The sequence below is a fragment of the Actinacidiphila sp. bgisy144 genome (assembly GCF_057708105.1).
This window is the reverse complement of record NZ_JBYIRM010000016.1, coordinates 32,763-58,488: the sequence shown is the minus strand read 5'-3', so window position 1 is coordinate 58,488 and position 25,726 is coordinate 32,763. Positions and strand designations below refer to the sequence as shown.

The following is a 25,726-nucleotide window of genomic DNA, read 5'->3' as shown; positions in this document are numbered from 1 at the left end:
GCGTCCGCGTGCACGGAAGCAGCGTGGGACGACACATGGGACACCCCCAGCGGAAGCCGACCTTCTCCGGCATCGACCCGGACCGGCTGCCCGGCACCATCAACTCCCTGGAGAGCGACACCAAACGGCTGCACGACAGCGCCACCCGCTTCCGCAACCGCTTCGCCCACTACGACCTCGACACCCGGCCGCTGGACCGGCTGCTCGCCATCTCCCGCTGGGCCGACGGCGAACTCCCCCTGCTCCGCCGCCGCCAGCGCCTCGCGGCCGCCATCGGCGAACACAGCTCGCAGCGCACCCTGATCTCCGTCCCCGACAGCGCCGTCACCCCCGGCGCGGCCGCCCGCGCCACCGCCCAAGGCAGCGCCCTCGCCCGCGACTTCGACCAGCAGATGGGCGACCACTACGGCGCCGTCCCCGAGCACCTCTTCGCCGAACTCGCCGCCGGCGGCTACGACGGCGACTTCCTCCGCGGCTTCTACACCACCCTCGGCCCCCGCCGCCTGTCCCAACTGTCCAACGCCATGTCCGGCAGCCCCTACGACCGCCGCTACCCGGACCACCCCGACCAACTCGCCTATGACCGCGACGTCCTGGCCCGTACCTTCGGCGGGTTCACCCGCGTCGCGGCCGACACCAGCCCCGAGCGCGACCGACACGCCTTCTGGTCGACCTGGTTCGACCGCTTCGACGACCCCGGCCAAGGGTTCCGCCCCGACCTCCTCCTTCCCCTCATCGACAGCGGCACCTACGCCCCCGACTTCCTCCTCGCCCTCGCCGACCGCGCCTTCACCACCGACCCGTCCCGCAGCGTCACCCCGCGTATGTCCGGTTCCCCCGCCGTAGAGGACCCCTGGCACGCCGACCACTACGTCCAGCTCTTCGACGCCCTCGCCAAGTGCCCGCTCGCCGCAGGCCAGTTCGTTGCCCGGCGCCCCGACATCGCCGCCAACGCCCTCTACCCGGGCGGCGGCAGCACCACCCCCGAGCGGATCGCCGCCTTCACGGCCACCCTCAAGGCCGCGACGGTCACCCTCCGCGACACCCACCCCGCCCTCTCCGACCGCAACACCGCGTGGCTCCTCACCACCAACCTCGCCCACTCCCAGGACCCGTCCCTCCGGACCGCCCACCACTACCCCGCGGTCTCCCTCCTCTTCTCCGAGATCCTGGCCCAGCACTGGGACGACCTCCAGTACGCGATCACCTCCCCGGCCCAGGACGCCTTCTGGCCCGCCCCCACCTGGAACCCCACCGCTTTCACCCACTCCCAGAACCCCACCCGCGACGGCCTCGAACTCCACCCCTCCGTCTGGAAGGCCTTCATGGAGGAGTCCATCCGCAACCCCCAAGCAGCCGCGAGCATGAGCGCACTCTTCGAGGCATACGGCAACAAAGTTGCCAACAGCGCCGAGACGGCAGAGGTGAGCGAGGAGGACCAAGATGCAGTGAGGTACCTGAGCTTTTCGAAGGGGTTGATGGACAGCTTCTACAGTGACGTGTTCGCGACGGCCGAACAGCAACTCGGCAACGAGAGCCAGGCATGGGCTGACGAGATGACCAGTGCGCGCGAGACGCTCGTTCATGCGGCGGCCGGCCTGGCCACCGGCCCGGACGGTATTGCGGGTTTTGCCGAGGAGAAGGGGCAGGAGCTCGCCGCCGGAATTCTGGAGAGCTGGATTCACCAGACGGTGATGGCGACACCGGATGAGGCGCCCAAAGACCTCCTTGACGGCATCAAGGGCCTCCGGCGGGCCGAGTTGAGCAGCACATGGCCAACGACCTTCGCTGTGCACGCCGCCGCGCTTCTACAGAGTGACGTGCTCATCAAGAGCATCCGACCGGTCACCGTCAAGGAGCCCGGGCGCGAAGTGGCCAGCACCTTCTCGGGCGATCCGTACGGTCGGGGCCCTGGCCAAGAGAAGTACGTCACCGGCCCGGCGGACGACTTCGTCTCAGTGATGCGGAAGTACGGTGGAGGGGAAGCCGTCTCCATGATGTCGCCACGTCAGCTCGACGCGTACGACCGTTGGGTGCGGGACCCGGCGGTCGTCGGAAGGCTTGCGGGACGGGGCGCGTTCGACTCGCTGCTCGGTAGGGACGCTGCTCAGCAGTCCTCGGCTAAGCCGGGATGATGTGCCAGGACAGAACGCCCGATGGCGGATCGATGTCACTCGGCTCGAAGGCAAAAGCTACAAGGTCCTGACCGTTGAAGTACGAACGGGACGCGGTGCCCCCGCAGTGCACTTCCGGCTCGGCGTCGTTGTCGGGCCGCCTCGTGTTCCAGAACAAATGAACTGCTCCCGACCCCGCACACGCCGCCTCCAGGACGTACTTCCCGGCGGGAAGCCTTGGGGTCGTCCGGCCCAGCCGGCGCCGCCTCTCGACGGCGCCGGTCCACCGCAACCGGACGTCGGACGACGGTGTCAGCCGCGCCTCCGCCTGCCGGCGCAGTTCCCCCTCGCTGCGGGTGGTGCCGGCGGTGGGGCGGACCGGGTGGCGGGACGTGCCGCAGCCCGCGGTGAGGGGGAGGACGGCGGCGGCCAAGAGGGCTACGACGGTGCCGTACCAGGATCGCGACATGGTCTGCTCCGGACTTCCCGGCGGAATCGGGCAGAAGTGAAGATAGTGCACCTCTGTTCGTGGCAGCGGTAGGCGGGCCGGGCGGCCTGGAGGGGGCGGGGGAGGGGCGGGCGGGTGGGGGAAATGCGGACGGAGAGCCGTCAATCCGGTTCCGCGTGGGTAGGCTCCGCCGCATGGAGCACGAGTCTTTCGTCCCGACCCCGTCCGCCCGGCTGGCGGAAACGTTCCGTACCCCGGGCGCCGCGGCATCCGCCCTGCCGGGCTGGCAGCCGGACCCGGACACGGCCACGGACGAGCGCGTCGCGCGGGGGCGCCTGCGCCTGCGCATCGCCGGCTCGACCATCACCTACCGCGGCTCCGTCACCGTGACGGGCGACGCCCCGCCCTTCACGCTGGAGGCGCGGGGCACAGAGGTGCGCGGCGAAGGCGTGGTCGAGGCCACCCTCCAGATCACCCTCGCGGACATCGACGTGCCCCGGTCCGGCTGCACCATCACCTACCGCGGCGAGGCGACCGCGAACGGCCGACTCACGTCCTACGACCCGGCGGTCGCGGAAGCCGCACTCCGCCGCCTGCTGGACCGTTTCTCCGCGGGCGTCGCCGAGCTCGAACCGCCCACCGCGCAGGAGGAACCTCCCACCGGCCCCGAGCCCACCGCCGACGCCGAAGCGCCAGGCACCGAAGAGCCTGGCACCCAGAAACCGGGCAGCGCCGAAGAGCCGGGCACCGAGAAGCCGGGCACCGAAGAGCCGTTCGCCGCGGAGCCGGACTCCGAGGAATCCGACATCGTGGACGACCTCGGTGACCCGGGCGCCGACCTGGAGGAGTTCGAACTCGTCGAGGTCGAGGTGGACGTCCCGGAGAGCGCCGCCGCGCTGGACGACCTGGTGCCGCCCGCCGAGGCCGCCCACGCCCGGCGGACGATGATCGGCCGCAGCGCGGAGGAGGTCGACCACGCGCCGCCGCGCGGCCGGTACGCGCCCGTGCCCGCCCCGGACTCCTCGTCGGCGGCGACGCTGCGCTGGGCGGCGCCGGCGGCCGCGGCGCTGCTGGCGTCGGCCGTCGTGGTGGGCAGGGTACTGCGCCGCCGCAGATGACCCGCCTGCCCGGGCGAGCGCGCGTGAGCCGGCGCGGTATCGGCCGCTACGCTCGCTTCTGTGGAGACTGAAACGAAACTGACGGCGGGCGACGCCGAACTGACCCTGCGGCCCGAGCAAGGCTGCCGGATCGCCTCGCTGAAGGTCGGCGGAACCGAACTCCTGCGCCAGGGGGACAAGTTCGGCGCCTTCCTGATGGTGCCGTGGTGCGGCCGCACCGAGAACGGCGTGTTCCGCAACGGCGGGGTGAGCCACCAACTCCCCGTCGACGCGCCGCCGCACGCGATCCACGGCACCGGCCGGCACTCCGTCTGGCACGAGGCCGCCCCGGCCACGCCGACCACCGCGGCCTTCTACTACGACCTCACCGACCCCTGGCCGTATCCGGGACGGGTGACCCACACCGTCGAACTCGCGCCGCACTCCGCGAAGCTGACGCTGAGCGTCGAGGCGCGCGGCGACTCCTTCCCGGCGCAGGCCGGCTGGCACCCGTGGTGGCTGCGCAACCTCGGCCAGGGCGGTCAGGACGTCGAGCTGGCCTTCAGCGCCGCCTGGCAGGAGGAGCGCGGCGACAACCACCTGCCCAACGGCAACCGCATCGACCCCAAGCCCGGCCCCTGGGACGACTGCTTCGGGATGCCGGACGGTGTGGAGGTCGCCCTGAACTGGCCCGGGGAGATGACAGTGCGGGTCAGCAGCCCGAGCGAGTGGGTCGTCGTCTACACCGAACAGCCCGAAGCGGTGTGCGTGGAGCCGCAGTCGGGACCGCCCAACGGCCTGAACACGCATCCGCGCCTGGTCACCCCGATCGAACCGCTGGAGATCAGCACGGTGTGGAGCTGGCAGAAGGTCGGCTGACGGGAGCCGGGAGACCCGCTTCCGCCCTTCTGTCCGGAACATACCCATGCCCACGGCTCGGCTAATCTCATCCGTATGAGCGACGTACGCACCGCCCTCCTGCGGCAGATCAAGGACAAGGCCGTCGTGCACGGCAAGGTGACCCTCTCCTCGGGCCTCGAAGCCGACTTCTACATCGACCTGCGCCGGATCACCCTGGACGGCCACGCCGCACCGCTCGCCGGGCAGGTGATGCTCGACCTCACCGCGGACCTGGAGTTCGACGCGGTGGGCGGGCTGACCCTCGGCGCCGACCCGGTCGCCACGTCGATGCTGCACGCGGCGGCCGCCCGCGGCCGGCGGCTGGACGCGTTCGTGGTGCGCAAGGCCACCAAGACCCACGGTCTGCAGCGCCGGATCGAGGGCACCGAGGTCAAGGGCCGCCGGGTGCTGGTGGTGGAGGACACCTCGACCACCGGCGGGTCGCCGCTGACGGCCGTCGAGGCGGTCCGCGAGGCGGGCGGCGAGGTCGTCGCGGTCGCGGTGATCGTCGACCGGGGCGCCGCCGCGAAGGTGGCCGAGGCGGGCCTGCCCTATCTGGCGGCGTACTCTCTGGCTGATCTCGAATTGTCCTGAACACCGGCTTGACCTGCGATGCCGCGGTTCCCGGGATGTTCCACGTGGAACATCCCGGGAGCAGTTCGCGCGCACAGGGCGCGCCCGCGGCTGTCCTGGTGTATGGCGAGCTGGTGTATCCGTTCGAGTCTGGGAAGATGAGGGCGACGATGACGTCGCCACGCATGCCAGCAGTACCACCCGCACAGCCATGAGGAGCGGAAACGATGCCCATCGCAACCCCCGAGGTCTACGGCGAGATGCTCGACCGGGCGAAGGCCGGAAACTTCGCCTACCCGGCCATCAACGTCACGTCGTCACAGACCCTGCATGCGGCCCTGCGCGGCCTGGCCGAGGCGGAGAGCGACGGCATCATCCAGATCTCCACGGGCGGTGCGGAGTTCCTGGGCGGCCAGTACAGCAAGGACATGGTGACCGGCGCGGTCGCGCTCGCCGAGTTCGCGCACATCGTCGCCGAGAAGTACCCGGTCACGGTCGCGCTGCACACCGACCACTGTCCCAAGGACAAGCTCGACGGGTACGTCCGCCCGCTGCTGAAGATCTCCCAGGAGCGCGTGGCCGCCGGCCGCAACCCGCTCTTCCAGTCCCACATGTGGGACGGCTCCGCCGAGACGCTGGACGACAACCTCGCCATCGCCAAGGAGCTGCTGGCCGAGGCGGCCAAGGCGAAGATCATCCTGGAGATGGAGATCACCCCGACCGGCGGTGAGGAGGACGGCGTCTCCCACGAGATCAACGACTCCCTCTACACCACCGTCGACGACGCGTTCCGCACCGTCGAGGCCGTCGGCCTCGGCGAGCACGGCCGCTACCTGCTGGCCGCCTCCTTCGGCAACGTGCACGGCGTGTACAAGCCGGGCAACGTGGTGCTGCGCCCGAGCATCCTCCGCGAGCTCCAGGACGCGGTCGCCGAGAAGTACGGCAAGGCCAACGCGTTCGACTTCGTCTTCCACGGCGGCTCCGGCTCGACGATCGAGGAGATCACCGAGGCGCTGGAGAACGGCGTGGTCAAGATGAACATCGACACCGACCTCCAGTACGCGTTCACCCGCCCCGTCGCCGGCCACATGTTCAGCAACTACGACGGTGTGCTGAAGGTCGACGGCGAGGTCGGCAACAAGAAGGCCTACGACCCGCGGGTGTGGGGCAAGGCCGCCGAGGCCGGCATGGCCGCGCGCGTCGTCGTCGCCGCCCAGGACCTGCGCTCGGCGGGCAACCGCCGCAAGTAGCCGTCCGCCGCGCCGGCTTCGGCGCGCGGCACCACGGCCACCGCGCTCGCCCGAGGCCCCCGGCACCTGCCGGGGGCCTTCCGCGTGCCGGCTCGGGCAGACTGGAGCCCATGGCCAATCACGAGAACCTGCTCGGGGGTCCCGCCCCCACCCACCTGCCCGACGACCCGGAGCCGCGGGAACTGCTCGCCGCCGGTGCCGCGCCCGCCGAGGTGGCGGCGAAGTACCCGTCCTCCTCGCTCGCCTGGGCGCAGCTCGCCGACGACGCGTTCGCCGGCGGCCGGGTGGTGGAGTCCTACGCCTACGCCCGGACCGGCTACCACCGCGGCCTGGACGCCCTGCGCAGGGCCGGCTGGCGCGGCCACGGCCCCGTACCGTTCGAGCACGAGCCGAACCGCGGCTTCCTGCGCGCCCTGCACGCGCTGGCCCGTGCCGCGCAGGGGATCGGCGAGCAGGACGAGTACGAGCGCTGCACGACCTTCCTGCGCGACAGCTCGCCGACCGCCGCGGACACGCTGGGCTGACCCTCGCGCGGACCGGCCGAAGCCGGTCCACGCGAACCTCCGCCGCGGCCCGCCCCGACCCGGGCGGGCCGCGGCGTACGTGCCCCACCCGCGGCGCCGGGCCCGTACGGCCGGGGCGCGACCCGGTCCCGCCTCCACCCTGCTGCCTGTCGGCCCTTGCCGGATCTGCCCGCACCGCAGATGATCGCCGCACAGGCCCGGCGACCCCGGGGCACGATGGAGGTAGCACCATGCCCGACACACCGATCGACGAGGCGGCGACCCCGAACCTCTCGTTCGAAGGCAGCACGCCCTACGAGGACTACGTTCAGGCGTCCGTCCTCACCCACCTGCAGCACCCGCTCTCCGACGAACCCGGGGAGATGGCCTTCCTCGTCACCACCCAGGTGATGGAGCTGTGGTTCACCCTGCTCGTCCACGAGTGGAGCCACGCGGCCGCGGCACTGCGGCAGGACGACCTGGCGGGGGCGACGGCCGCGCTGCGCCGCAGCCTGCCCGAGCTGGAGTCCCTCAACGCCTCCTGGAAGCCGATCGCGCATCTCACCCCCGCGCAGTTCAACGCCTACCGGTCCGCCCTCGGCGAGGGCTCCGGCTTCCAGTCCGCGATGTACCGCCGCCTGGAGTTCCTGCTCGGCGACAAGTCCGCGTCCATGATCGTGCCGCACCGCGGCACCCCCAGCGCGCACGCCGAACTGGAGAAGGCCCTCACCGAGCCGAGCCTCTACGACGAGGTGCTGCGGCTGCTGGCCCGCCGCGGCTACGACCTGCCCGCCGACGTACTCGACCGCGACCCGGCGCTGCGCTATGAACCGCACCCCGCGGTCGAAGCCGCCTGGCAGGCCGTCTACGCGGCCGAGGACCAGGACTCCGACCTGGTGCGGCTCGGCGAACTCCTCACCGACGTCGCCGAACTGGTCTGGCGGTGGCGCAACGACCACCTCGTCGCGACCCGGCGCGCCATGGGCGCCAAAGCCGGCACCGGCGGCTCGGCGGGGGTGGCCTGGCTGGAGAAGCGTGCCGCGAAGAACGTCTTCCCCGAGCTGTGGACGGCGCGCAGCCATGTCTGAGCTCCCCGCGACCCGCCCCTACGCCCAGGACAGCCGGGAGGCCCGGACCGTGCAGGACACCCTCGCCGCCCGCGCCGCCGCCCTCGACGCGGCCGACCCGCTCGCGCCCGTCCGGGACCGCTTCACCCTCGGCGGGGCCCCGGCGGACGGCTCCCCGGAGAGCGCCGTCTACCTCGACGGGAACTCGCTGGGCGCCCTGCCCACCACCGTGCTGCCGCGGCTGACCGACGTGGTCGGCCGCGAGTGGGGCGAACTGCGCATCCGCTCCTGGGAGGAGAGCGGTTGGTGGACGGCGCCCGAGCGGATCGGCGACCGGATCGCCCCGCTCATCGGCGCCGCGCCCGGGCAGGTCGTCGTCGGCGACTCCACCAGCGTCAACGTCTTCAAGGCGCTGGTCGCCGCCGTCCGCATGGCACCCCAGGACCGCGACGAGATCCTGGTCGACGCCGCCACCTTCCCCACCGACGGCTACATCGCGCAGTCCGCGGCCCGCCTCACCGGCCGCACCGTCAGGCCGGTGCCCGCCGACGGGATCGCCGAGGCGGCCGGGCCCCGCACCGCCGCCGCCCTCGTCAACCACGTGGACTACCGCACCGGACGGCTGTACGACCTGCGCCACGTCACTGCCGCCCTGCACGCGGCCAGCGCGCTCGCCGTGTGGGACCTGTGCCACAGTGCGGGCGCTCTGCCGGTCGCCCTCGACGCCGACGGCGTGGACCTCGCGGTGGGATGCACCTACAAGTACCTCAACGGCGGCCCGGGCGCGCCCGCCTACCTCTACGTGCGGGCCGAGCACCAGCCGCGCTTCGACTCCCCGCTGCCCGGCTGGAACTCCCACGCCGACCCCTTCGGCATGGCCCCGGACTACGTGGCCGCCGACGGCGCGGCGCGCGGGCGCGTCGGCACCCCGGAGATCCTCTCCCTGCTCGCGCTGGACGCGGCCCTCGACGTCTGGGACGGAGTCACGCTCGCCGACGTGCGCGCCAAGAGCCTCGCCCTGACCGACTTCTTCCTCGCGTGCGTGGCGGCGACCGACCCCCGCGGCCGCCTGCGCTCCGTGACACCCCAGGCGCACGCGGAGCGCGGCAGCCAGGTGTCGCTGCGCTGCGCGGACGCCGGCGGGGTGATGCGCGCGCTGATCGCCCGCGGCGTCGTCGGCGACTTCCGGCAGCCCGACCTGCTGCGCTTCGGCTTCACCCCGCTCTACACCCGCTACGCGGACGCCTGGGACGCCGCCCGCGTGCTGGCCGACATCCTTGACGCACGCGACACCGCCGGCCCGGGCACCCTCCCGGGCGCCGGCACCCACCCCCGACCCGAAGGCCAGCCCGAGGGCGACCGCGAAGGGACCCCGTAACCGATGACCGCTGCCGTGCCCCGCCCGACCCCGCCGCCGCCCGCCGACCGGGCGGCGGCCGAGGAGGCATCGGCGTTCGGCCACGCCCCTGTGCCCCCGGACGCCACCGCGCGCTACGGGGACGGCCCCGACCAGGTGATCGACTTCTACCGGCCCGCCACTACCGGCAGCGGCGCCCGCCCGGCGCCCCTGGTCGCGCTGCTGCACGGCGGTGCCTGGCGGGCCGCCTACGACCGCGCCCACGCCTCCCCGCTCGCCGCGCACCTCGCGGCGGCCGGCCTCGCGGTGGCCTCGGTCGAGTACCGCCGCGGCGGAGCGGACCGCACGGCGATACGCCCGCAGCCCCCTGGCGACCACGCGGACGGCATCGCGCCCGCGCCTGCCCCTGCCGGGCGCTGGCCCGACACCTTCGACGACGTCGCCGCCGCGCTCGACGCCCTGCCCGCGCTCGCCCGCGAGGCACTCGGCGCGGACAGCGTGGACACCCGCCGCGTCGTGTACACCGGGCACAGCGCGGGCGGGCACCTCGCACTGTGGGCCGCCGCCCGCCACCTGCTGCCCGCCGCTTCCCCTTGGCACCGCTCCACACCTCCAGCCCTCCGCGGCGTGGTGGCCCTCGCCCCCGTCGCCGACTTCACCTCGGCGATCCGGCTGCGCGTCTGCTCCGGCGCGGTGCTCGACCTCCTCGGCGGCCCCGACCACGCCACCGACCGCCTGCTCCACGCCGATCCGGCCGCGCTGCTGCCCACCGGTATCGCCACCACCATCGTGCACGGCACCACTGACAACGTGGTTCCGCCGCAGGTCAGCGCCGCTTTCGTACGCGCCGCCAGGGCGGCGGGGGAGGAGCCCACCGTGGCGTGGCTGCCGGACGTCGGGCACTTCCCGCTGATCGACCCGTCGAGTGGTGCCTGCGCGGCCGTGGTGGAGGAGATCGCCCAACTCGCCTGGTGACGCCGCCGCTGCGGCCCCCGGACACAGCAAAGCGGCCCCCTTGCGGGGGCCGCCGGCCGGTGGACGATCAGATGCCGGTCACCGGCTGCGCTTCGCGAGCCGCTCCACGTCGAGCAGGATGACCGCGCGGGCCTCCAGCCGCAGCCAGCCGCGCCCGGCGAAGTCGGCGAGCGCCTTGTTCACGGTCTCGCGGGAGGCGCCGACGAGCTGCGCCAGCTCCTCCTGCGTCAGGTCGTGCACCACATGGATGCCCTCTTCGGACTGCACACCGAAGCGCCGGGACAGGTCCAGAAGGGCCTTGGCGACGCGGCCGGGCACGTCCGAGAAGACCAGGTCCGACATGACGTCGTTGGTACGGCGCAGACGGCGGGCGACCGCGCGCAGCAGCGCCGTGGAGACCTCGGGCCGTACGTTCAGCCACGGCTGGAGGTCGCCGTGGCCCAGGCCCAGCAGCTTCACCTCGGTGAGCGCGGTGCCGGTGGCGGTGCGCGGGCCGGGGTCGAAGAGCGACAGCTCCCCGATCAGCTCGCCGGGTCCCACGACGGCCAGCATGTTCTCCCGGCCGTCGGGCGACGTGCGGTGCAGCTTCACCTTGCCCTCGGTCACGACGTACAGCCGGTCCCCGGGGTCGCCCTCGTGGAACAGCGCGTCGCCACGCGCCAGCGTGACCTCGGTCATGGAGGCACGCAGTTCAGCGGCCTGCTCGTCGTCGAGCGCCGCGAAAAGCGGGGCACGGCGCAGAACGTCGTCCACGAGCTCTCTCCTTGTCGACTGTCGACATCACCGGGTTGTCAGCCGGGCTGTCCCCATGATGCATGACACGGGAAACAGTGCGATCAATCACAAGTTTGTCTTATGTGTGCGCGCCGCCGTGCTCCGGGGGTCCGATTGGCGGCCGGAATTGCGTGGTTGGGGGCCGCCGCGCCGCCGAACGGGTGGCGGCCACCGGGTGTTCCGCTGTCAGCGAACACGCTACCGGACCTGGCCCCGTACCGCAGTCGTGTGACCGGCCCCACGCTGTCGGACCTTCGGCGTAGCCTTCGTACATGGCAGAGAGCAAGGTCGGCAAGGCCCCCGCAGCGGAATCCCAGGTCGCGAAGGTCCGCAGGGCCCGCCGGATCAACCGCGAACTCGCCGAGGTGTATCCGTACGCCCATCCCGAGCTGGACTTCCAGAACCCCTTCCAGCTCCTGATCGCCACGGTGCTGTCCGCGCAGACCACCGACTTGCGGGTCAACCAGACGACACCCGCGCTGTTCGCGAAGTACCCCACGCCCGAGGACATGGCGGCCGCCGACCCGGCGGACCTGGAGGAGATCCTGCGCCCGACCGGCTTCTTCCGGGCCAAGACCCGCTCGGTGCTGGGCCTGTCCGCCGCCCTGCGGGACGAGTTCGGCGGCGAGGTACCCGGCCGGCTGGCCGACCTGGTGAAGCTGCCCGGCGTGGGCCGCAAGACGGCGAACGTGGTGCTGGGCAACGCCTTCGGCGTCCCCGGCATCACCGTGGACACCCACTTCGGCCGGCTCTCGCGCCGCTTCGGCTGGACCACCTCGCAGGACCCCGAGGAGGTCGAGCGCGATGTGGCCGCGCTCTTCCCCAAGTCGGACTGGACGATGCTGTCCCACCGCGTCGTCTTCCACGGCCGCCGGATGTGCCACGCCCGCAAGCCCGCCTGCGGGGTCTGCCCGATCGCCGCGCTCTGCCCGTCCTTCGGCGAGGGCGAGACGGACCCGGAGAAGGCGAAGAAGCTGCTGAAGTACGAGAAGGGCGGCTTCCCCGGGCAGCGGCTGAACCCGCCGCCGGACTATCCGGGGCAGCCCGCGCCGCCGCTGGGCGCCTCATGACGCGGTCCTGGGAGGCCGGCGCGCCGAAGGTGGACGTCAGCGCCGGCGGGCTGCCGAGGTGGCTGGAACCGGTGGCCGCGGCCGCCGGGACGGTGCGGCCCGAGCAGCTCAGCCGGTTCCTGCCGCCCGACGGCGGCGGCCGGCAGTCGGCCGTGCTCGTGCTGTTCGGCGAGGGTGAGCAGGGCCCTGACCTGCTGCTGATCGAGCGGTCCGCGGCCCTTCGGGCGCACGCGGGCCAGCCGTCCTTCCCGGGCGGCGCGCTCGACCCGGAGGACGGCGACCCCGAAGGCGACGGCCCGCTGCGGGCGGCGCTGCGCGAGGCCGAGGAGGAGACCGGCCTCGACCCGGCCGGAGTGCAACTGTTCGGCGTGCTGCCGCGGCTGTACATCTCGGTGAGCGGCTTCGTGGTCACCCCGGTGCTGGGCTGGTGGCGCGAGCCGAGCCCGGTCCGCGCGGTCGACCCGGCCGAGACCGCACGCGTCTTCCGGGTTCCCGTGACGGATCTCACCGACCCGGCCAACCGTGCGACGCTGGTGCACCCCAGCGGTTTCCGCGGCCCCGCCTTCCTCGTCCAGGGCGCCCTGGTGTGGGGCTTCACCGCAGGTCTGATCGACAAGTTGCTGCACTACGCGGGGTGGGAGCGGCCCTGGGACCGGGACCGGACCGTACCGCTCGGCTAGCCCGTCCGCATCGGGCGCCGTGACGACCGGCAGCGCCGTACCGCCCCACACGCTCAGGCCGACGTGAGACCGTGTTCCCCGTGAACGTGCTGGACATCCTGCTCATCCTCGCCGCCGTGTGGTTCGCCGTGATCGGCTACCGGCAGGGCTTCGTCGTCGGCATCATGTCGGTGGCCGGCTTCCTGGGCGGCGGCCTGGCCGCGGTCTACCTGCTGCCGCTGCTGTGGGACAAGGCGACGGACACCGCGACCCCCGGCTCGGTCGCGGTGATGTCCGCGGTCGTGATCGTCATCGTGTGCGCGTCGGTGGGGCAGGCGTTCACCACCCACCTGGGCAACAAGCTCCGCACCCGCATCACCTGGTCCCCGGCCCGGGCACTGGACGCGAGTGGCGGCGCGCTGGTCAACGTCCTGGCGATGCTGCTGGTGGCGTGGCTGATCGGCAGCGCGCTGGCGACCACGACGCTGCCGACGATAGGGCGCGAGGTGCGGTCCTCGAGGGTGCTCATCGGGGTCTCCCGGGTGATGCCGCCGTCGGCCGACACCTGGTTCAACGACTTCAGCGACACCCTCGCGCAGAACGGCCTGCCGCAGGTCTTCGGCACCTTCGGCTCCGAGCCGATCACCTCGGTGCCCGCGCCCGACCCCGCGCTGGTCGGCAGCCAGGCGGTGACCGACGCCCGCGGCAGCATCGTCAAGGTCGTCGGCACCGCCCCCAGCTGCGGGAAGGTGCTGGAGGGCTCCGGCTTCGTCTTCGCCAAGGACCGGGTGATGACCAACGCCCACGTCGTCGGCGGCGTCTCCGAGCCCACCGTGCAGATCGGCGGCAAGGGGCGGCTGCACGACGCCCGGGTGGTCCTCTACGACTGGCAGCGCGACATCGCCGTCCTCGACGTGCCCGGGCTGGACGCCCCCGCGCTGCACTTCAGGACACAGCCCGAGCAGAGCCGCGACGACGCCATCGTGGCGGGCTTCCCGGAGAACGGGCCCTTCGACGTACGCGCCGCCCGGGTCCGGGACCGGATCAGGGCCAGCGGCCCGGACATCTACCACCGCGGCACCGTGCACCGCGACGTGTACTCGCTGTACGCGACGGTCCGCGCGGGCAACTCCGGCGGCCCGCTGCTGACCACCGACGGCGAGGTGGCCGGGGTGGTCTTCGCCAAGTCCCTGGACGACGCGCACACCGGCTACGCGCTCACCGCCGCCGAGGTGGCCCCGGACGTGACAGCAGGGCGTACGGCGACCAGGCAGGTGAGCACGCAGGGCTGCGCGCTGTGACGGACCGGTGACGCGGGCTCGGCGCGCGGCGCCGGGTGCTGCGCGGTGCCGCCGTCAGTCCCTCACATGGCGCAGCCGGGCACTGACCCAGCGGGCCCGGCGGCCGAGTATGCGGGGAATACCGAGGCGACCGGCCCCGGTGGGGAGCAGCGTCATCGGAACAGCCCGATCGGCGGCTGCGAGGTTTCGGTGAGTGCGTGATACGTCACGGTAGTCGTGCGTCGAACCCATACGGTGCTACGTGCCCGCGCCATCGGGTCGGTAATCGCCTTCAGGTCGTCCGATTGGCTTATGCGCCCGGCATTTTGGGGATCATCGGATCATCGCAGTGGGCGGGTTCGGCAGGCGTACCGGGCGGCTCCGCAGTCGTACCGGACGGCTCCGCAGTCGTACCGGGCGGGTTCAGCGGTCCGGTTCGGGGTCCTGGAGCCAGTTGACCAGCTCGGTCGAGAAGGCCACCGGGTCCTCTTCGTGCGGGAAGTGCCCGAGGCCGTCGAAGAGCCGCCAGCGGTAGGGCGCCTCGACGTACTCCCCGCTGCCCGCCACGTTCCTGGTGCCGACCGCGGGGTCGAGCGAGCCGTGCATCTGCAAGGTGGGCACCCGTACCGGGCGCTTCATCCGGCGGTTGAACTGGAGGCCGTCCGGCCGGGCCATCGACCGCACCATCCAGCGGTACGGCTCGACCGCGCAGTGCGCCGTGGACGGGATCTGCATCGCCTCGCGGTAGACGTCGATCGCCTCCTCGTCCAGCGGCCCGGGCCCCGTCCAGTCCCGGATCAGCCTGCCGACCATCGCCGCGTCGTCCGCGACGAGCTGCCGCTCGGGCACCCAGGGGCGCTGGAAGCCCCAGATGTAGCCGCCGGCCCTGCTCTGCCGCAGGTCGGTGAGCATCGAGGTGCGCCAGCGCCGGGGGTGCGGCATCGAGCACACGACCAGGCGGCGCACCAGCTTCGGCCGCATCGCGGCGGCGGTCCAGGCCAGGTAGCCGCCCAGGTCGTGGCCGACCACCGCGGCGTCGGGCTCGCCCAGCGAGCGGATCACGCCGGTCACGTCGAGCGCCAGGTTTCCGGGGTCGTAGCCGCGGGGCGTACGGTCGCTGCCGCCGACCCCGCGCAGGTCCATCGCGACCGCCCGGAAGCCGGCCTCGGCCAGTGCGGTCAACTGGTGCCGCCAGGTCCACCAGAACTGCGGGAAGCCGTGCAGCAGAAGCACCAGCGGGCCGTCACCGGCTTCGGCGATGTGGAACCGGGCGCCGTTGGCGGCCACGTCGCGGTGGGTCCAGGGACCGTCGAGACGGGGGACCTGGCCGCCGCGGGTGGGCGCGGGGGCGAGGGGGGCGCTGCGCTCCAGCGGGTCGATCCGGCCCGGCACCGGTTCGGGCCGGTCGGACTGCTCGGACCTGGCGGACCTGGCGGACCTGGCGGGCCGACTGGGTTGGCTGGGCGACGACCCGGCGGGAAGGCTCATGGTGTCGAGCGTGTCACATCTTCGATTCGAGCGCGGGCGCCGCGACGGTGGCGCCCAACTGCCCGGCGTCCTTCGGCGCGGTGTCGCGCGGGCGCGGCTTGGCCTTCTGGAGCACCACGGCGGTCTCCTTCGCCGAGGCGATCGAGCGCTCCGGCTTCTTCACCTTCTTGAAGCGGCTGTAGGCCAGCAGGCCGAGCAGCACGCCGAGCAGCACGAACGCCCCGCACACGATGCCGAACGACGCGTCCAGCGGCAGCCCGGTGCGGTGGATGACGTACGCCAGCGCCATGCTGCCCATCGGCACCGCGAACAGGCCGAGCGCCAGCGCCACGACCAGTGCCCCGCTGCCGATCGCGGCGCGCTTCACGTCCTGCCGGATCTCGGTCTTGGCCAGCGCGATCTCGTCGTGCACCAGGGCGGACAGTTCCGCCGTGGCGGAGGAGAACAGCTCGCCGAGGCTGCGCTCGTCACCGTTCGAGGCTGGGCTCATCGAGTCCTCCGTGGTCGTCGCACCGCTTCGCTCGCGGGTCGTGGTGGTCCGGGCAAGTGAATGTCTGCCCCCGATCATGCCTTACGTGCCATCAGGGCCGCCCGCCTGCCGCCGCCGGGCGAGCGCGGCGAGCCGGCGGTGCTCGGCCGCCTGCCGCTCCAGGATCTCGGCCATCCGGACGTGGTAGGCGGGTTGGTCCTGCTCGTAGACGTCGGGCACGCCGTCCCCGGTGTCGTCGCGCTCCTCGTCCGCGGTGAGCCGGCGGTAGCGGTTGTTGCGCGCCTTGAGCAGGATCGCGGCCAGGACGGCGGCGGTGACCGAGCCGAGCAGCACGGCGGCCTTGGCCTCGTCGGCGAGCTGCGGGCGGTCGGTGAAGGCGAGTTCGTCGATCAGCAGGGACACGGTGAAGCCGATGCCGGACAGTGTCGCGAGCGCGAAGACGTCCGGCCAGCGCAGTTCGGGGTTCAGCTCCGCGCGGGTGAAGCGGACCGCCAGCCAGGTCCCGCCGAACACGCCGATCGCCTTGCCGCAGACCAGGCCGAGGACGATGCCGAGGGTCTCCGGGCGCCGGAACACGTCGCCGAGCGCGCCGCCGGAGACCGACACACCTGCTGCGAACAGGGCGAACAGAGGTACGGCCAGTCCCGCGGAGAACGGCCTCACCAGGTGCTCGACGCGTTCGGCCGGCGGGTGCTCCTCGCCCTCCCGGCGGTCGCAGCGCAGCAGCAGTCCCATGGCGACGCCCGAAATCGTGGCGTGGACCCCGCTGTTGTACATCAGCGCCCAGGTGACGAGCGCGAGCGGCACGTACACGTACCAGCCGCGCACGCCGCCGCGCTGCAGCAGCCAGAACAGCACCAGGCACGCCGCCGCGCCCGCGAGGGCCACGTAGTCGATGCCGGAGGTGAAGAAGACCGCGATGATCAGAATCGCGAAGAGGTCGTCGACGACGGCGAGGGTGAGCAGGAACGCGCGCAGGGACGATGGAAGGGCGGTGCCGAGGACGGCGAGTACGGCGAGCGCGAAGGCGATGTCGGTGGCGGTGGGCACCGCCCAGCCCTTGAACGAGCCGCCCCCGGCCGCGGCGACCGCGGTGTACACGAGCGCGGGTGCCGCCATGCCGCACAGCGCGGCGACGACGGGGAGTACCGCCTTGGCCGGTTCGCGCAGTTCGCCTGCGACGAGTTCGCGCTTCAGCTCGATGCCCGCGACGAAGAAGAACACCGCGAGCAGGCCGTCCGCCGACCAGTGCGCCACAGACAGGTGCAGGCCGAGCGCGGACGGGCCGAAGTGGAAGTGGGCGGTGGCGTCGTAACTGTGGTGCATGGTGTTCGCCCAGATCAGGGCGATGACGGCGGCGATCAGCAGGAGGACGCCGCCGACGGTCTCGGCGCGCAGGGCGTCGGCGATGAAGTTCCGTTCGGGCAGTGGGAGCCGGCCGAGAAGAATGGAAGAGCGGCGGCGGGGCTGCTCGGTCACGGGGGCGGCCTCCTGGGCGTCGTAGCCGGCTTTCGGACACAGGTGTCCTGTGTGCCGACCAGACTTCCCGGCGCGCCCATCAGTCTCGTCGCGATGGTGAGGCGACGTGACGTCACTTTAACCCGAACGAGTGGCGGAGTGCGGCGGTCTGGGGCCCGCCACGCCGAGGGGCGCCCGCACTGCTCGGAGTGCGGGCGCCCCTCGGGGAACGGTCTCGGCGGGGCCGGGGCGGGTCTCAGTCCTCGCTGGGCGCGGAGGGCAGCTTGCTCTGGATGAGGTCCATGACCGAGGAGTCGGTGAGCGTGGTGACGTCGCCCAGTTCGCGGTTCTCCGCGACGTCCCGCAGCAGGCGGCGCATGATCTTGCCGGACCGGGTCTTGGGCAGCTCGGCGACGATCAGCACCCGCTTGGGCTTGGCGATCGGGCCGAGCGTCTTGCCGACGTGGTCGCGCAGTTCGGCGACGAGTTCGGCGCTGTCCTCGGCACTGCCGCGCAGGATGACGAACGCGACGATGGCCTGTCCGGTGGTCTCGTCGGCGGCGCCGACCACCGCGGACTCGGCGACCTTGGGGTGCGAGACGAGCGCGGACTCGACCTCGGTGGTGGAGATGTTGTGGCCGGAGACCAGCATCACGTCGTCCACCCGGCCGAGCAGCCAGATGTCGCCGTCCTCGTCCTTCTTCGCGCCGTCACCGGCGAAGTAGCGGCCGGGGAAGCGGGACCAGTAGGTGTCGATGTAGCGCTGGTCGTCGCCCCAGATGGTGCGGAGCATCGACGGCCACGGCTCGGTGAGCACCAGGTAGCCGCCCGAGCCGTTGGGCACCTCGTTCGCCTCGTCGTCCACGACGGTGGCCACGATGCCGGGCAGCGGGGTCTGCGCCGAACCGGGCTTGGTCTCGGTGACGCCGGGCAGCGGGCTGATCATCATGGCGCCGGTCTCGGTCTGCCACCAGGTGTCCACGATCGGCGTCTTGCCGGCGCCGATGTGCTCCCGGTACCAGACCCACGCCTCGGGGTTGATCGGTTCTCCTACGCTGCCCAGGACCCGCAGGCTGCTGAGGTCGAAGTTGGCGGGGATGTCGTCCCCCCACTTCATGAACGTGCGGATCGCCGTCGGAGCGGTGTAGAGGATCGTCACGCCGTACTTCTGCACGATCTCCCAGAAGCGGCCCTGGTGCGGGGTGTCGGGGGTGCCCTCGTAGATCACCTGGGTGGCGCCGTTGGAGAGCGGGCCGTAGACGATGTACGAGTGGCCGGTGACCCAGCCGATGTCCGCGGTGCACCAGTAGACGTCGGTCTCCGGCTTGAGGTCGAAGACGGCGTGGTGGGTGTAGCCGGCCTGGGTGAGGTAACCGCCGGAGGTGTGCAGGATGCCCTTCGGCTTACCGGTGGTGCCCGAGGTGTAGAGGATGAACAGGGGCTGCTCGGCCTCGAACGCCTCGGGGGTGTGCTCGGCGGACTGGCGGCCGGTGACCTCGTGCCACCACAGGTCGCGGCCCTCGGTCCACTCCACGTCCTGGCCGGTGCGGCGGACCACGAGGACGTGCTCGACCTGCGGGGTGCGGGCCACCGCGTCGTCGATGGCAGGCTTGAGCGCCGACGGCTTGCCCCGGCGGTAGCCGCCGTCGGCGGTGATGACCAGCTTCGCGTCGGCGTCGTCGATACGGGAGGCGACGGCGTCGGCCGAGAAGCCGCCGAAGACCACGGAGTGCGCGGCACCGATCCGGGCGCAGGCGAGCATCGCCACCACGGCCTCGGGGATCATCGGCAGGTAGACCGCGACGCGGTCGCCCTTACTCACGCCGAGTTCGGTCAGGGCGTTGGCGGCGCGGGACACCTCGTCCTTCAGCTCCGCGTAGGTGATCGCGCGGCTGTCGCCCGGCTCGCCCTCGAAGTGGATGGCGACACGGTCGCCGTGGCCGGCCTCGACATGGCGGTCCACACAGTTGTAGGCGACGTTCAGACGTCCGTCCGCGAACCATTTCGCGAACGGCGGGTTCGACCAGTCAAGCGTCTGGGTGGGCTCGGTCTCCCAGGTCAGGCGGCGGGCCTGCTCGGCCCAGAAACCCAGCCGGTCGGCCTTGGCCTGTTCGTACGCGGCCGCGGTGACGTTGGCCGCAGCGGCCAGTTCGTTCGGGGGAGCAAAACGCCGCTCCTCCTTCAACAGGTTGGCCAGGCTCTCGTTGCTGCTCACGCCAGCTCCTTGTCAGGGTGTCCCAGATGTCCCGCCCCTACCTCATCAGTCCTGGCGCACCCTGACAAGGGTTCCTGGAGAACTGGTTTAGACCTTTGTGGCGGGTATGGCTGCTGACGTGGCAGCTTCCCCGCCCGGTGCCCCCGGTACTCCGGTTCCGGGCCGGACCAGAACGAAGACGCCGGTGGGAGGGTCGAGGATGTACGCCTGGGCCTCGGCGACATGGAAGTACATGCCGTGCAGGTGGAGGGTGCCGTCGGCGACTCGCTGGGCCACGCACGGATGGGCCGTCAGATTCTCCAGCTGCGTCATCACGTTGATCAGTGCGAGGAGTTCCTGATCGTCGGCCGCGGGGCGGTCCTCGAAGCGCGGGAGCGCGGACGGGACGGGCGCGGCATCGCTTCCGGGGGCCGTACGTGGGGCGGCCGCGCCGACGGGGCCGGCGGCTGTGGCCGCGGTGAGCCGGCTCAGGCCCGGCCGGCCGTGCCGCAGCCATCGGGCCAGCGGCGTCTGTGCACCCGGTTCGTGAGCGGAGCCGAGCAGCGCCTGCATCGCGCCGCATCCGGAGTGCCCGCACACGGTGATGCTGGATACCTCGAGCACGTCCACCGCGTACTCCACGGCGGCGGCGACCGAATCGCAGGACGCGTCCGACTCCGGCGGTGGCACCATGTTGCCGACGTTGCGGACGGTGAACAGGTCGCCCGGGCCGCTGGAGGTGATCATGCTGGTCACCAGCCGGGAGTCCGCACAGGTCAGGAAGAGCTGGCCGGGCTGCTGGCCTTCGCGGGCGAGCCGGGCGAGTTCGTCGCGCACCAGCGGCGCCGTGTGGCGCTGGAAGTTTCCCACCCCGCCCAGCAGTTGGCCGCCACTGGTGGCCGGGACGGCCGTCGGGCGGGTGCAGTGGTGGTTGCGCCAGGGCGTCCAAGGGCGGCAGGTGTGCGCGCTGACCGGTTCGCTGACCGCCCGTCCGTCGCCGTCGCCGAGCACCACCCTCCCGCCCCGCGAACGGTGCCGCGTACTCCACGCGTTCAGCGCCTCATAGGCGGCATGGTCCATGAACGAACCGTCCAGCTCCACGACGACGTTCGCACCCGCCGGCACCTCGGCGAAGGCCTTGGCCAACCGGGGAACCGCGAGGAACGTCAACTGCCCGCTGGCACGGACCCGATGGCACCCGCCTTCCTGGGTGACGGTGACCCGGATACGGGTGATCCGGTGCAGTGCCAGGGCGGCGGCGACCGCGATGCCGGCGGCCACCCCCTGGAGCACCCCGAAGACCACCACGGTGCCGAGGGTGACCGCGTACACGGGGAACTCGCGGTGCCGCTGGATGTGCCGGATGTGGGCGAAGCTGACCATGCGCACGCCGACGAGCATCACCAGCGCGGCGAGGGCCGCGAGCGGGATCTCCTCGAGCACTCCGGCGGCGAACCCCGCGCACAGCAGCACCCACACGCCGTGCAGCACCGTGGAGCGCCGGGTCAGGGCACCCGCCTCGACGTTGGCCGAGCCGCGCATCGCGCCACCGGCCACCGGCAGGCCGCCGAGCAGTCCGGACACCACATTGGCCGCGCCCTGGCCGAGCAACTCGCGGTCGAGGCGGGCCGGAGGAGCGTGCGGCCCCGGGCGCCGCGTCTGGAGTGCGTCCACCGCGACGGCCGACAGCAGCGACTCCATGCTTGCCACGAGCGTGACGGTCAGGACGGCCGCGACGATCGCGGTGGCCGGGCCGCCGGGTGGAGCGGGCAGACCAGGTGCTGTCCAGCGTGGCAGGTCGACCCGGGGCACCGACCACGCCGCACTCACCGCCGTGGCCATCGCGACCGCGGCGAGCGGCGCCGGGACCGCCCGTAGCGCCCGGAACCGGCTCCGCAACCGCGGCCAGCCGAGCAGGACGGCCGCCGTCGCCGCGCCGATGACGGGCGTGACGGGGTGGCTGTGCATCAACTGGTCGGGCAGCGCGGCGATGTTGTCCACCGCGGAGACCTGCGGGCTGCCGCCCAGCACCACGTGCAGTTGCCCGATGGCGATGACCGTGCCGATACCGGCGAGCATGCCGTGCACGATCGCCGGACTCACCGCGAGCGCGGCCCTGGCCACCCGCAGTCCGCCGAGCAGCAGTTGGACCAGGCCGGCCAGCACGGTGATCGCGCACGTCGCCCGCCAGCCGTAGCGCTCGACAAGGCCCGCGGTGACCACGACCAAGCTCGTCGCGCCACCACTGACCTGCAAGGGGGTCCCTCCGAGCAGCCCTGCGACGATGCCGCCGACCGCCGCGGCGACCAGACCGGACTGCAACGGCGCGCCGGTGGCCAGCGCGATGCCGAGCGACAGGGGCACGGCGATCAGGAACACGGTGATCGACGCGGACACGTCGTGCCGGTGGTGTCTCATGGGCTCTTCACTCCTCTCATTCCCTTTCGCGCTCTCCAAGCATCTGTAAATGGAGAGTAATGGAATGACTGCGGAGAGTGAAGGCTTGAGCCCGAATCCGTGTACTATTTCCGTCTTTGGAGTGAATCTGAGGATGCGGGGGTGTATCGGTGCGCCGCGGAGGTGTCAGTGGGACAGCACGGCAGGCGCCTCGACCAGATCCTCACTCAGCGTGAAGTCGGGGTCGATCTGGGCGGCGAGGTCGGCGCCGGTCCGGGCGTTGCCCCAGCTCTCGGCGTTCCTGCGGTGGAAGTGCGCCATCTGCTGGGTGTAGCGGTGCCAGTCGCGGGACTGGTACGACCGGTCTGCGCGGTCGTGCATCACGCACAGGGCCTGGCGGTTGGCGGCCTCCAGCAGTTCGAAGCCGGGCGGGCTGCTCCGCTCCATCGCCCGCACCCAGTCCGAGTATCCGACCGTGATGAGCAGGTCGTCCCCGACCTCGGCCCGCAGGAAGGCGAGGTCGTCCTCCCCGTGCACCTTGTTGCCGACCACGGCCAGGTTCACCCCGAAGTCGCGGGCGTACTCCTTGTACTGGCGGTACACCGAGACTCCCTTGCGGGTCGGCTCGGCCACGAGGAAGGTCAGGTCGAACCGGGTGAACAGCCCCGAGGCGAAGGAGTCGCTGCCCGCGGTCATGTCGACCACGAGGTACTCGTCCCGTCCGTCCACCAGGTGGTTCAGGCACAGCTCCACCGCCCCGACCTTCGAGTGGTAGCAGGCCACGCCGAGGTCGGACTCGGCGAACGGGCCGGTCACCATCAGTCGCGCGGTGCCGCCGGTGCCGAGATCGACCTGCCGGGCGCACGCCGCGTAGACCGGGTTCTCCTCGCACAGCCGCAGAAGGCGCGAGCCGCTACCGGGCGGGGTGGTCTTGATCATGCTGTCGGCCGAGGGGATGAGCGGGTTGGCGCCGCGCAGGTACTCCTTGATCGCCGGCAGGTGCGCGCCGAGCGAGGGCAGCGCCGCGGCGTCCTCCTCATCGAGCCCGAGCGCCGGGCCGAGGTGCTGGTTGATGTCCGCGTCGACCGCGACGACGGGGACGCGGGCTGCGGCGAGGTGGCGGATGAACAGGGACGACAGCGTCGTCTTGCCGCTGCCGCCCTTCCCAACGAAAGCGATCTTCATGTTCGCTAAGCGTAGGGGCGGTGTGCCGCGCGAACTGACGGGGAGTGGGGAAGGCCACTCGATCGTGGTCTTTCCGGGCCGTGGGGGGTGCGTAGGGTCAGGGACATGGCTACGAACGCTGCTCCTTCCCCACCTTCCGGGCAGGCGGACCCGCTGGCCGTACTCGCCGCGCTGCCGGGAGTGCCCGACGCGGTGGAGTCCGTGCGCCAGGCGGTGGACCGGGTCTACGGCCACCGGGTGATGCGTCGCCGGGCCGGTGAGATCGCCTCGGAAGCCGCCCTTCGCGGCGCCCGGGCCTCCGCCGCCCTCTCGGGCGCCGACTGGCCGCTGGAGGAGGTACGCCGCCGCAGCGACTTCTCCGCCGACGACCAGTCGCGCACCGTTGGTGCTGCCCTTCGGGTGACGGCCGAAGCCGGCCAACTTCTCAGCGTGTGGCGGCGGTCCCCGGTGCAGGCACTTGCCCGGCTGCACCTGACCGCGGCCGGCGGGGCCGCTGAGGAAACCACCGTCGGGCGGCCGCGACTGGCCGGCGAGCCGGTGACCGACGAGGTGGTCGGCTTCGAAACGGTCCCGCTTCCGGAGCCCTCCGAGGTCGCCGCGCGGCTCGACGGACTCGCCGAACTGCTGCGGGCCGGTTCCACCGCGCCCGCGCTCGTGGTGGGCGCCGTCGTACACGGCGAACTGCTCTGCCTGCGCCCTTTCGGCTCATTCAACGGGCCGGTCGCGCGCGCCGCCGAACGCATCGTCCTGGTCGGCAGCGGACTGGACCCCAAGTCCATCTGCCCGGCGGAGGTCGGCCACGCGGAGCTGGGCCTGGCCGGATACCTCAAAGCCCTCGAGGGGTACGCCTCGGGCACTCCCGAGGGCATGGCCGAGTGGATCGGCCACTGCGGGCGCGCGCTCGAACTCGGGGTGCGTGAGAGCGTCGCCGTCTGCGAGGCCATGCAGCGCGGCGCCGCCTGAACCGACGAGCGGCGGCACCCGTCGGTGCCGCCGCTTGGGCACGTCCGCCGAGTTACCAGTGCGTGCTCGAATGTTGCCCATCAGGGCGGGGACTTTGCCCGCTGCCTGGTGCGGCTGGCCCGGTTGGCGGGTCGGCTACGCGTGGGTGCCCGGCTTCTGTGCTCGGTCCGTGGGGCCGCCAGCTGAACTGCGGTCTTCCTCTCGGAAGTCCGTGGTCTCGCGGGCCGTTAACTCTTTTGTACTCCCGACCGACAGGTAGCGGAACCCCTGGCTACACTTTTTACTTTTGCCGCCAAGTCGGACATTCTGCTCGGCCAATCGTTGGCTCACGTCACCTTGGTCCCGTCGGCCACGAGGGGGTCTCGGTCGGTCAGGAAGCCGCCAGCGGCCGGCGTCGGCGCGCAGCGAGCCAGACCAGTCCCGCGGTGGCGGCGGCAGCACCGATCGCGGCGGCCGCCAGGACCGGGCGCGGCGGCATCGACAGCGACTGGATGCGCTGCTTGAGGCGCACCGGACGGTCGAAGGTGAGGATCGGCCAGTCCCGTGCGACCGCCTCCTTGCGCAGCGCCCGGTCAGGGTTGACGGCGTACGGGTGGCCGACCGCCTCCAGCATGGGTAGGTCCGTAGCCGAATCGCTGTAGGCGAATGACCGCTGCAAGTCGTACCCCTCGGACTCGGCCAGCCGGGCGATGGCTTCGGCTTTCGCCGGACCGTAGACGTAATGCTCGATCTCGCCGTTGTACGCGCCGTCGGCCACGACCATCCGAGTGGCCACCACGTGGTCGGCGCCGAGCATCTCCCCGATCGGCTCGACCACTTCGGACCCCGAGGCACTCACGATCACCACGTCGCGGCCGGCCGCGTGGTGCTCCTCGATCAGCGAGGCGGCTTCGTCGTAGATGATCGGGTCGATCAGGTCGTGCAGCGTCTCGGCGACGATCTCCCGGACCTGCTGCACATTCCAGCCGCGGCACAGATCAGAGAGGTATTTGCGCATACCCTCCATCTGGTCGTGATCGGCGCCACCGACGAGGTATACGAACTGGGCATATGCGGTGCGCAATACCGCTCGCCTGTTGATGAGTCCACCGTGGTAGAAGGACCGTCCGAAGGCGAGCGTGCTCGACTTGGCGATCACGGTCTTGTCGAGATCGAAGAACGCCGCAGTACGCGGGGGCAGGTGGTTTTCCACGGGACGAGCATAGGCAACCACCATTCGGCCTAAGGCCTGGCGTGTGGGTTTGCCTGGGCGGGCCGTCGGGTACACCATGGAAGTCACGGATCGTTCGCGACCGTGCTAACCCGGTCTGGCTCCTCCCCCCCCGAGTCGGACCGTGGGGACGACCCCCGCTCTCCCCCCCGGCGGGGGTCGTCGCATGTCCGCATGCGTACGGGGAGTTGGCGGTGGGGGCTGCGGCGTACGTCGACGTGTTCATGGCGTTCCTCTCACTCGTGCGCGTGTGCGTTTCTATGCGTATGACACG

The 25,726-nt window shown here is 71.9% G+C and carries 22 protein-coding genes; 13 read left to right on the top strand and 9 right to left on the bottom strand.

What is annotated here, in order from left to right; translation table 11 throughout:
• Window positions 1-35 precede the first annotated feature (35 nt).
• Window positions 36-2,135: a hypothetical protein gene (locus AC3EVP_RS19485; RefSeq protein ID WP_435131401.1), complete on the top strand. Its 2,100-nt coding sequence runs from the start codon at window positions 36-38 to the stop codon at window positions 2,133-2,135.
• On the opposite strand, the gene AC3EVP_RS19480 is transcribed toward AC3EVP_RS19485, so the two are convergent.
• Window positions 2,122-2,583, bottom strand: a complete 462-nt coding sequence (locus tag AC3EVP_RS19480; RefSeq protein ID WP_435131400.1) for a DUF6023 family protein — start codon at window positions 2,581-2,583, stop codon at window positions 2,122-2,124. The genes AC3EVP_RS19485 and AC3EVP_RS19480 overlap by 14 nt on opposite strands.
• A gap of 173 nt (window positions 2,584-2,756) precedes the next feature.
• Here AC3EVP_RS19480 and AC3EVP_RS19475 point away from each other — a divergent pair, with 173 nt between their 5' ends.
• From AC3EVP_RS19475 to AC3EVP_RS19440, 8 genes are all read left to right on the top strand, one after another.
• Window positions 2,757-3,680, top strand: coding sequence for an SRPBCC family protein (locus AC3EVP_RS19475; RefSeq protein WP_435131399.1), 924 nt, complete (start codon window positions 2,757-2,759; stop codon window positions 3,678-3,680).
• Between the two features lie 60 nt (window positions 3,681-3,740).
• On the top strand, window positions 3,741-4,538 hold the full coding sequence (locus tag AC3EVP_RS19470; protein WP_435131397.1) for an aldose epimerase family protein: 798 nt from the start codon (window positions 3,741-3,743) through the stop codon (window positions 4,536-4,538).
• A 75-nt stretch (window positions 4,539-4,613) separates the two neighbouring features.
• Window positions 4,614-5,153 carry an orotate phosphoribosyltransferase gene (gene pyrE / locus AC3EVP_RS19465; protein ID WP_435131396.1) on the top strand — a complete coding sequence of 180 codons (540 nt, stop codon included), beginning with the start codon at window positions 4,614-4,616 and terminating at the stop codon, window positions 5,151-5,153.
• Window positions 5,154-5,359: 206 nt separating this feature from the next.
• Window positions 5,360-6,382 (top strand): class II fructose-bisphosphate aldolase, encoded by a 1,023-nt coding sequence (gene fbaA / locus AC3EVP_RS19460; protein ID WP_335980977.1) that lies wholly within the window; start codon window positions 5,360-5,362, stop codon window positions 6,380-6,382.
• 110 nt (window positions 6,383-6,492) lie between these two features.
• Window positions 6,493-6,906 (top strand): DUF3151 domain-containing protein, encoded by a 414-nt coding sequence (locus tag AC3EVP_RS19455; protein WP_335980975.1) that lies wholly within the window; start codon window positions 6,493-6,495, stop codon window positions 6,904-6,906.
• 230 nt (window positions 6,907-7,136) lie between these two features.
• Window positions 7,137-7,973, top strand: a complete 837-nt coding sequence (locus AC3EVP_RS19450; RefSeq protein WP_335980974.1) for a tryptophan 2,3-dioxygenase family protein — start codon at window positions 7,137-7,139, stop codon at window positions 7,971-7,973.
• On the top strand, window positions 7,966-9,330 hold the full coding sequence (gene kynU, locus AC3EVP_RS19445; RefSeq protein ID WP_435131394.1) for a kynureninase: 1,365 nt from the start codon (window positions 7,966-7,968) through the stop codon (window positions 9,328-9,330). Before AC3EVP_RS19450 ends, kynU begins: the two co-directional genes overlap by 8 nt.
• A 3-nt stretch (window positions 9,331-9,333) precedes the next feature.
• On the top strand, window positions 9,334-10,284 hold the full coding sequence (locus AC3EVP_RS19440) for an alpha/beta hydrolase family protein (RefSeq protein WP_435131392.1): 951 nt from the start codon (window positions 9,334-9,336) through the stop codon (window positions 10,282-10,284).
• 78 nt (window positions 10,285-10,362) lie between these two features.
• On the opposite strand, the gene AC3EVP_RS19435 is transcribed toward AC3EVP_RS19440, so the two are convergent.
• Window positions 10,363-11,037 carry a Crp/Fnr family transcriptional regulator gene (locus AC3EVP_RS19435; RefSeq protein ID WP_103890795.1) on the bottom strand — a complete coding sequence of 225 codons (675 nt, stop codon included), beginning with the start codon at window positions 11,035-11,037 and terminating at the stop codon, window positions 10,363-10,365.
• Between the two features lie 293 nt (window positions 11,038-11,330).
• On the opposite strand from AC3EVP_RS19435, the gene nth reads away from it, so the two are divergent.
• The 3 genes from nth to AC3EVP_RS19420 all read left to right on the top strand — a co-directional run bounded on the left by nth (window position 11,331) and on the right by AC3EVP_RS19420 (window position 14,088).
• Window positions 11,331-12,128 (top strand): endonuclease III, encoded by a 798-nt coding sequence (gene nth / locus AC3EVP_RS19430; protein ID WP_335980971.1) that lies wholly within the window; start codon window positions 11,331-11,333, stop codon window positions 12,126-12,128.
• Window positions 12,125-12,808 carry an NUDIX hydrolase gene (locus AC3EVP_RS19425; RefSeq protein ID WP_435131390.1) on the top strand — a complete coding sequence of 228 codons (684 nt, stop codon included), beginning with the start codon at window positions 12,125-12,127 and terminating at the stop codon, window positions 12,806-12,808. Before nth ends, AC3EVP_RS19425 begins: the two co-directional genes overlap by 4 nt.
• 80 nt (window positions 12,809-12,888) lie before the next feature.
• Entirely contained in the window at window positions 12,889-14,088 is a 1,200-nt protein-coding gene (locus tag AC3EVP_RS19420) for a MarP family serine protease (RefSeq protein WP_335980969.1), read from the top strand.
• 402 nt (window positions 14,089-14,490) lie between these two features.
• Here the strand turns inward: AC3EVP_RS19420 and AC3EVP_RS19415 are convergent, their stop codons facing one another.
• From AC3EVP_RS19415 to AC3EVP_RS19390, 6 genes are all read right to left on the bottom strand, one after another.
• Window positions 14,491-15,555, bottom strand: a complete 1,065-nt coding sequence (locus AC3EVP_RS19415) for an alpha/beta fold hydrolase (RefSeq protein WP_435131388.1) — start codon at window positions 15,553-15,555, stop codon at window positions 14,491-14,493.
• Window positions 15,556-15,568: 13 nt separating this feature from the next.
• Complete coding sequence (locus tag AC3EVP_RS19410; RefSeq protein WP_335980967.1) at window positions 15,569-16,045, bottom strand: phage holin family protein; 477 nt, start codon at window positions 16,043-16,045, stop codon at window positions 15,569-15,571.
• Window positions 16,046-16,126: 81 nt separating this feature from the next.
• On the bottom strand, window positions 16,127-17,524 hold the full coding sequence (gene nhaA / locus AC3EVP_RS19405) for a Na+/H+ antiporter NhaA (RefSeq protein WP_435131387.1): 1,398 nt from the start codon (window positions 17,522-17,524) through the stop codon (window positions 16,127-16,129).
• A 235-nt stretch (window positions 17,525-17,759) separates the two neighbouring features.
• A complete protein-coding gene (acs, locus tag AC3EVP_RS19400) occupies window positions 17,760-19,718 on the bottom strand; it encodes an acetate--CoA ligase (RefSeq protein ID WP_435131385.1) in 1,959 nt (652 codons plus the stop codon).
• A gap of 87 nt (window positions 19,719-19,805) precedes the next feature.
• On the bottom strand, window positions 19,806-22,115 hold the full coding sequence (locus tag AC3EVP_RS19395; protein WP_435131384.1) for a SulP family inorganic anion transporter: 2,310 nt from the start codon (window positions 22,113-22,115) through the stop codon (window positions 19,806-19,808).
• 165 nt (window positions 22,116-22,280) lie between these two features.
• A complete protein-coding gene (locus tag AC3EVP_RS19390) occupies window positions 22,281-23,279 on the bottom strand; it encodes an ATP-binding protein (RefSeq protein WP_335980963.1) in 999 nt (332 codons plus the stop codon).
• Between the two features lie 105 nt (window positions 23,280-23,384).
• Between AC3EVP_RS19390 and AC3EVP_RS19385 the strand changes: the two genes are divergently transcribed.
• Window positions 23,385-24,242, top strand: a complete 858-nt coding sequence (locus tag AC3EVP_RS19385; protein WP_335980961.1) for a Fic family protein — start codon at window positions 23,385-23,387, stop codon at window positions 24,240-24,242.
• A 370-nt stretch (window positions 24,243-24,612) separates the two neighbouring features.
• Here AC3EVP_RS19385 and AC3EVP_RS19380 read toward each other — a convergent pair whose 3' ends face one another.
• Complete coding sequence (locus AC3EVP_RS19380; protein ID WP_435131382.1) at window positions 24,613-25,458, bottom strand: HAD family hydrolase; 846 nt, start codon at window positions 25,456-25,458, stop codon at window positions 24,613-24,615.
• Between the last annotated feature and the right edge of the window lie 268 nt (window positions 25,459-25,726).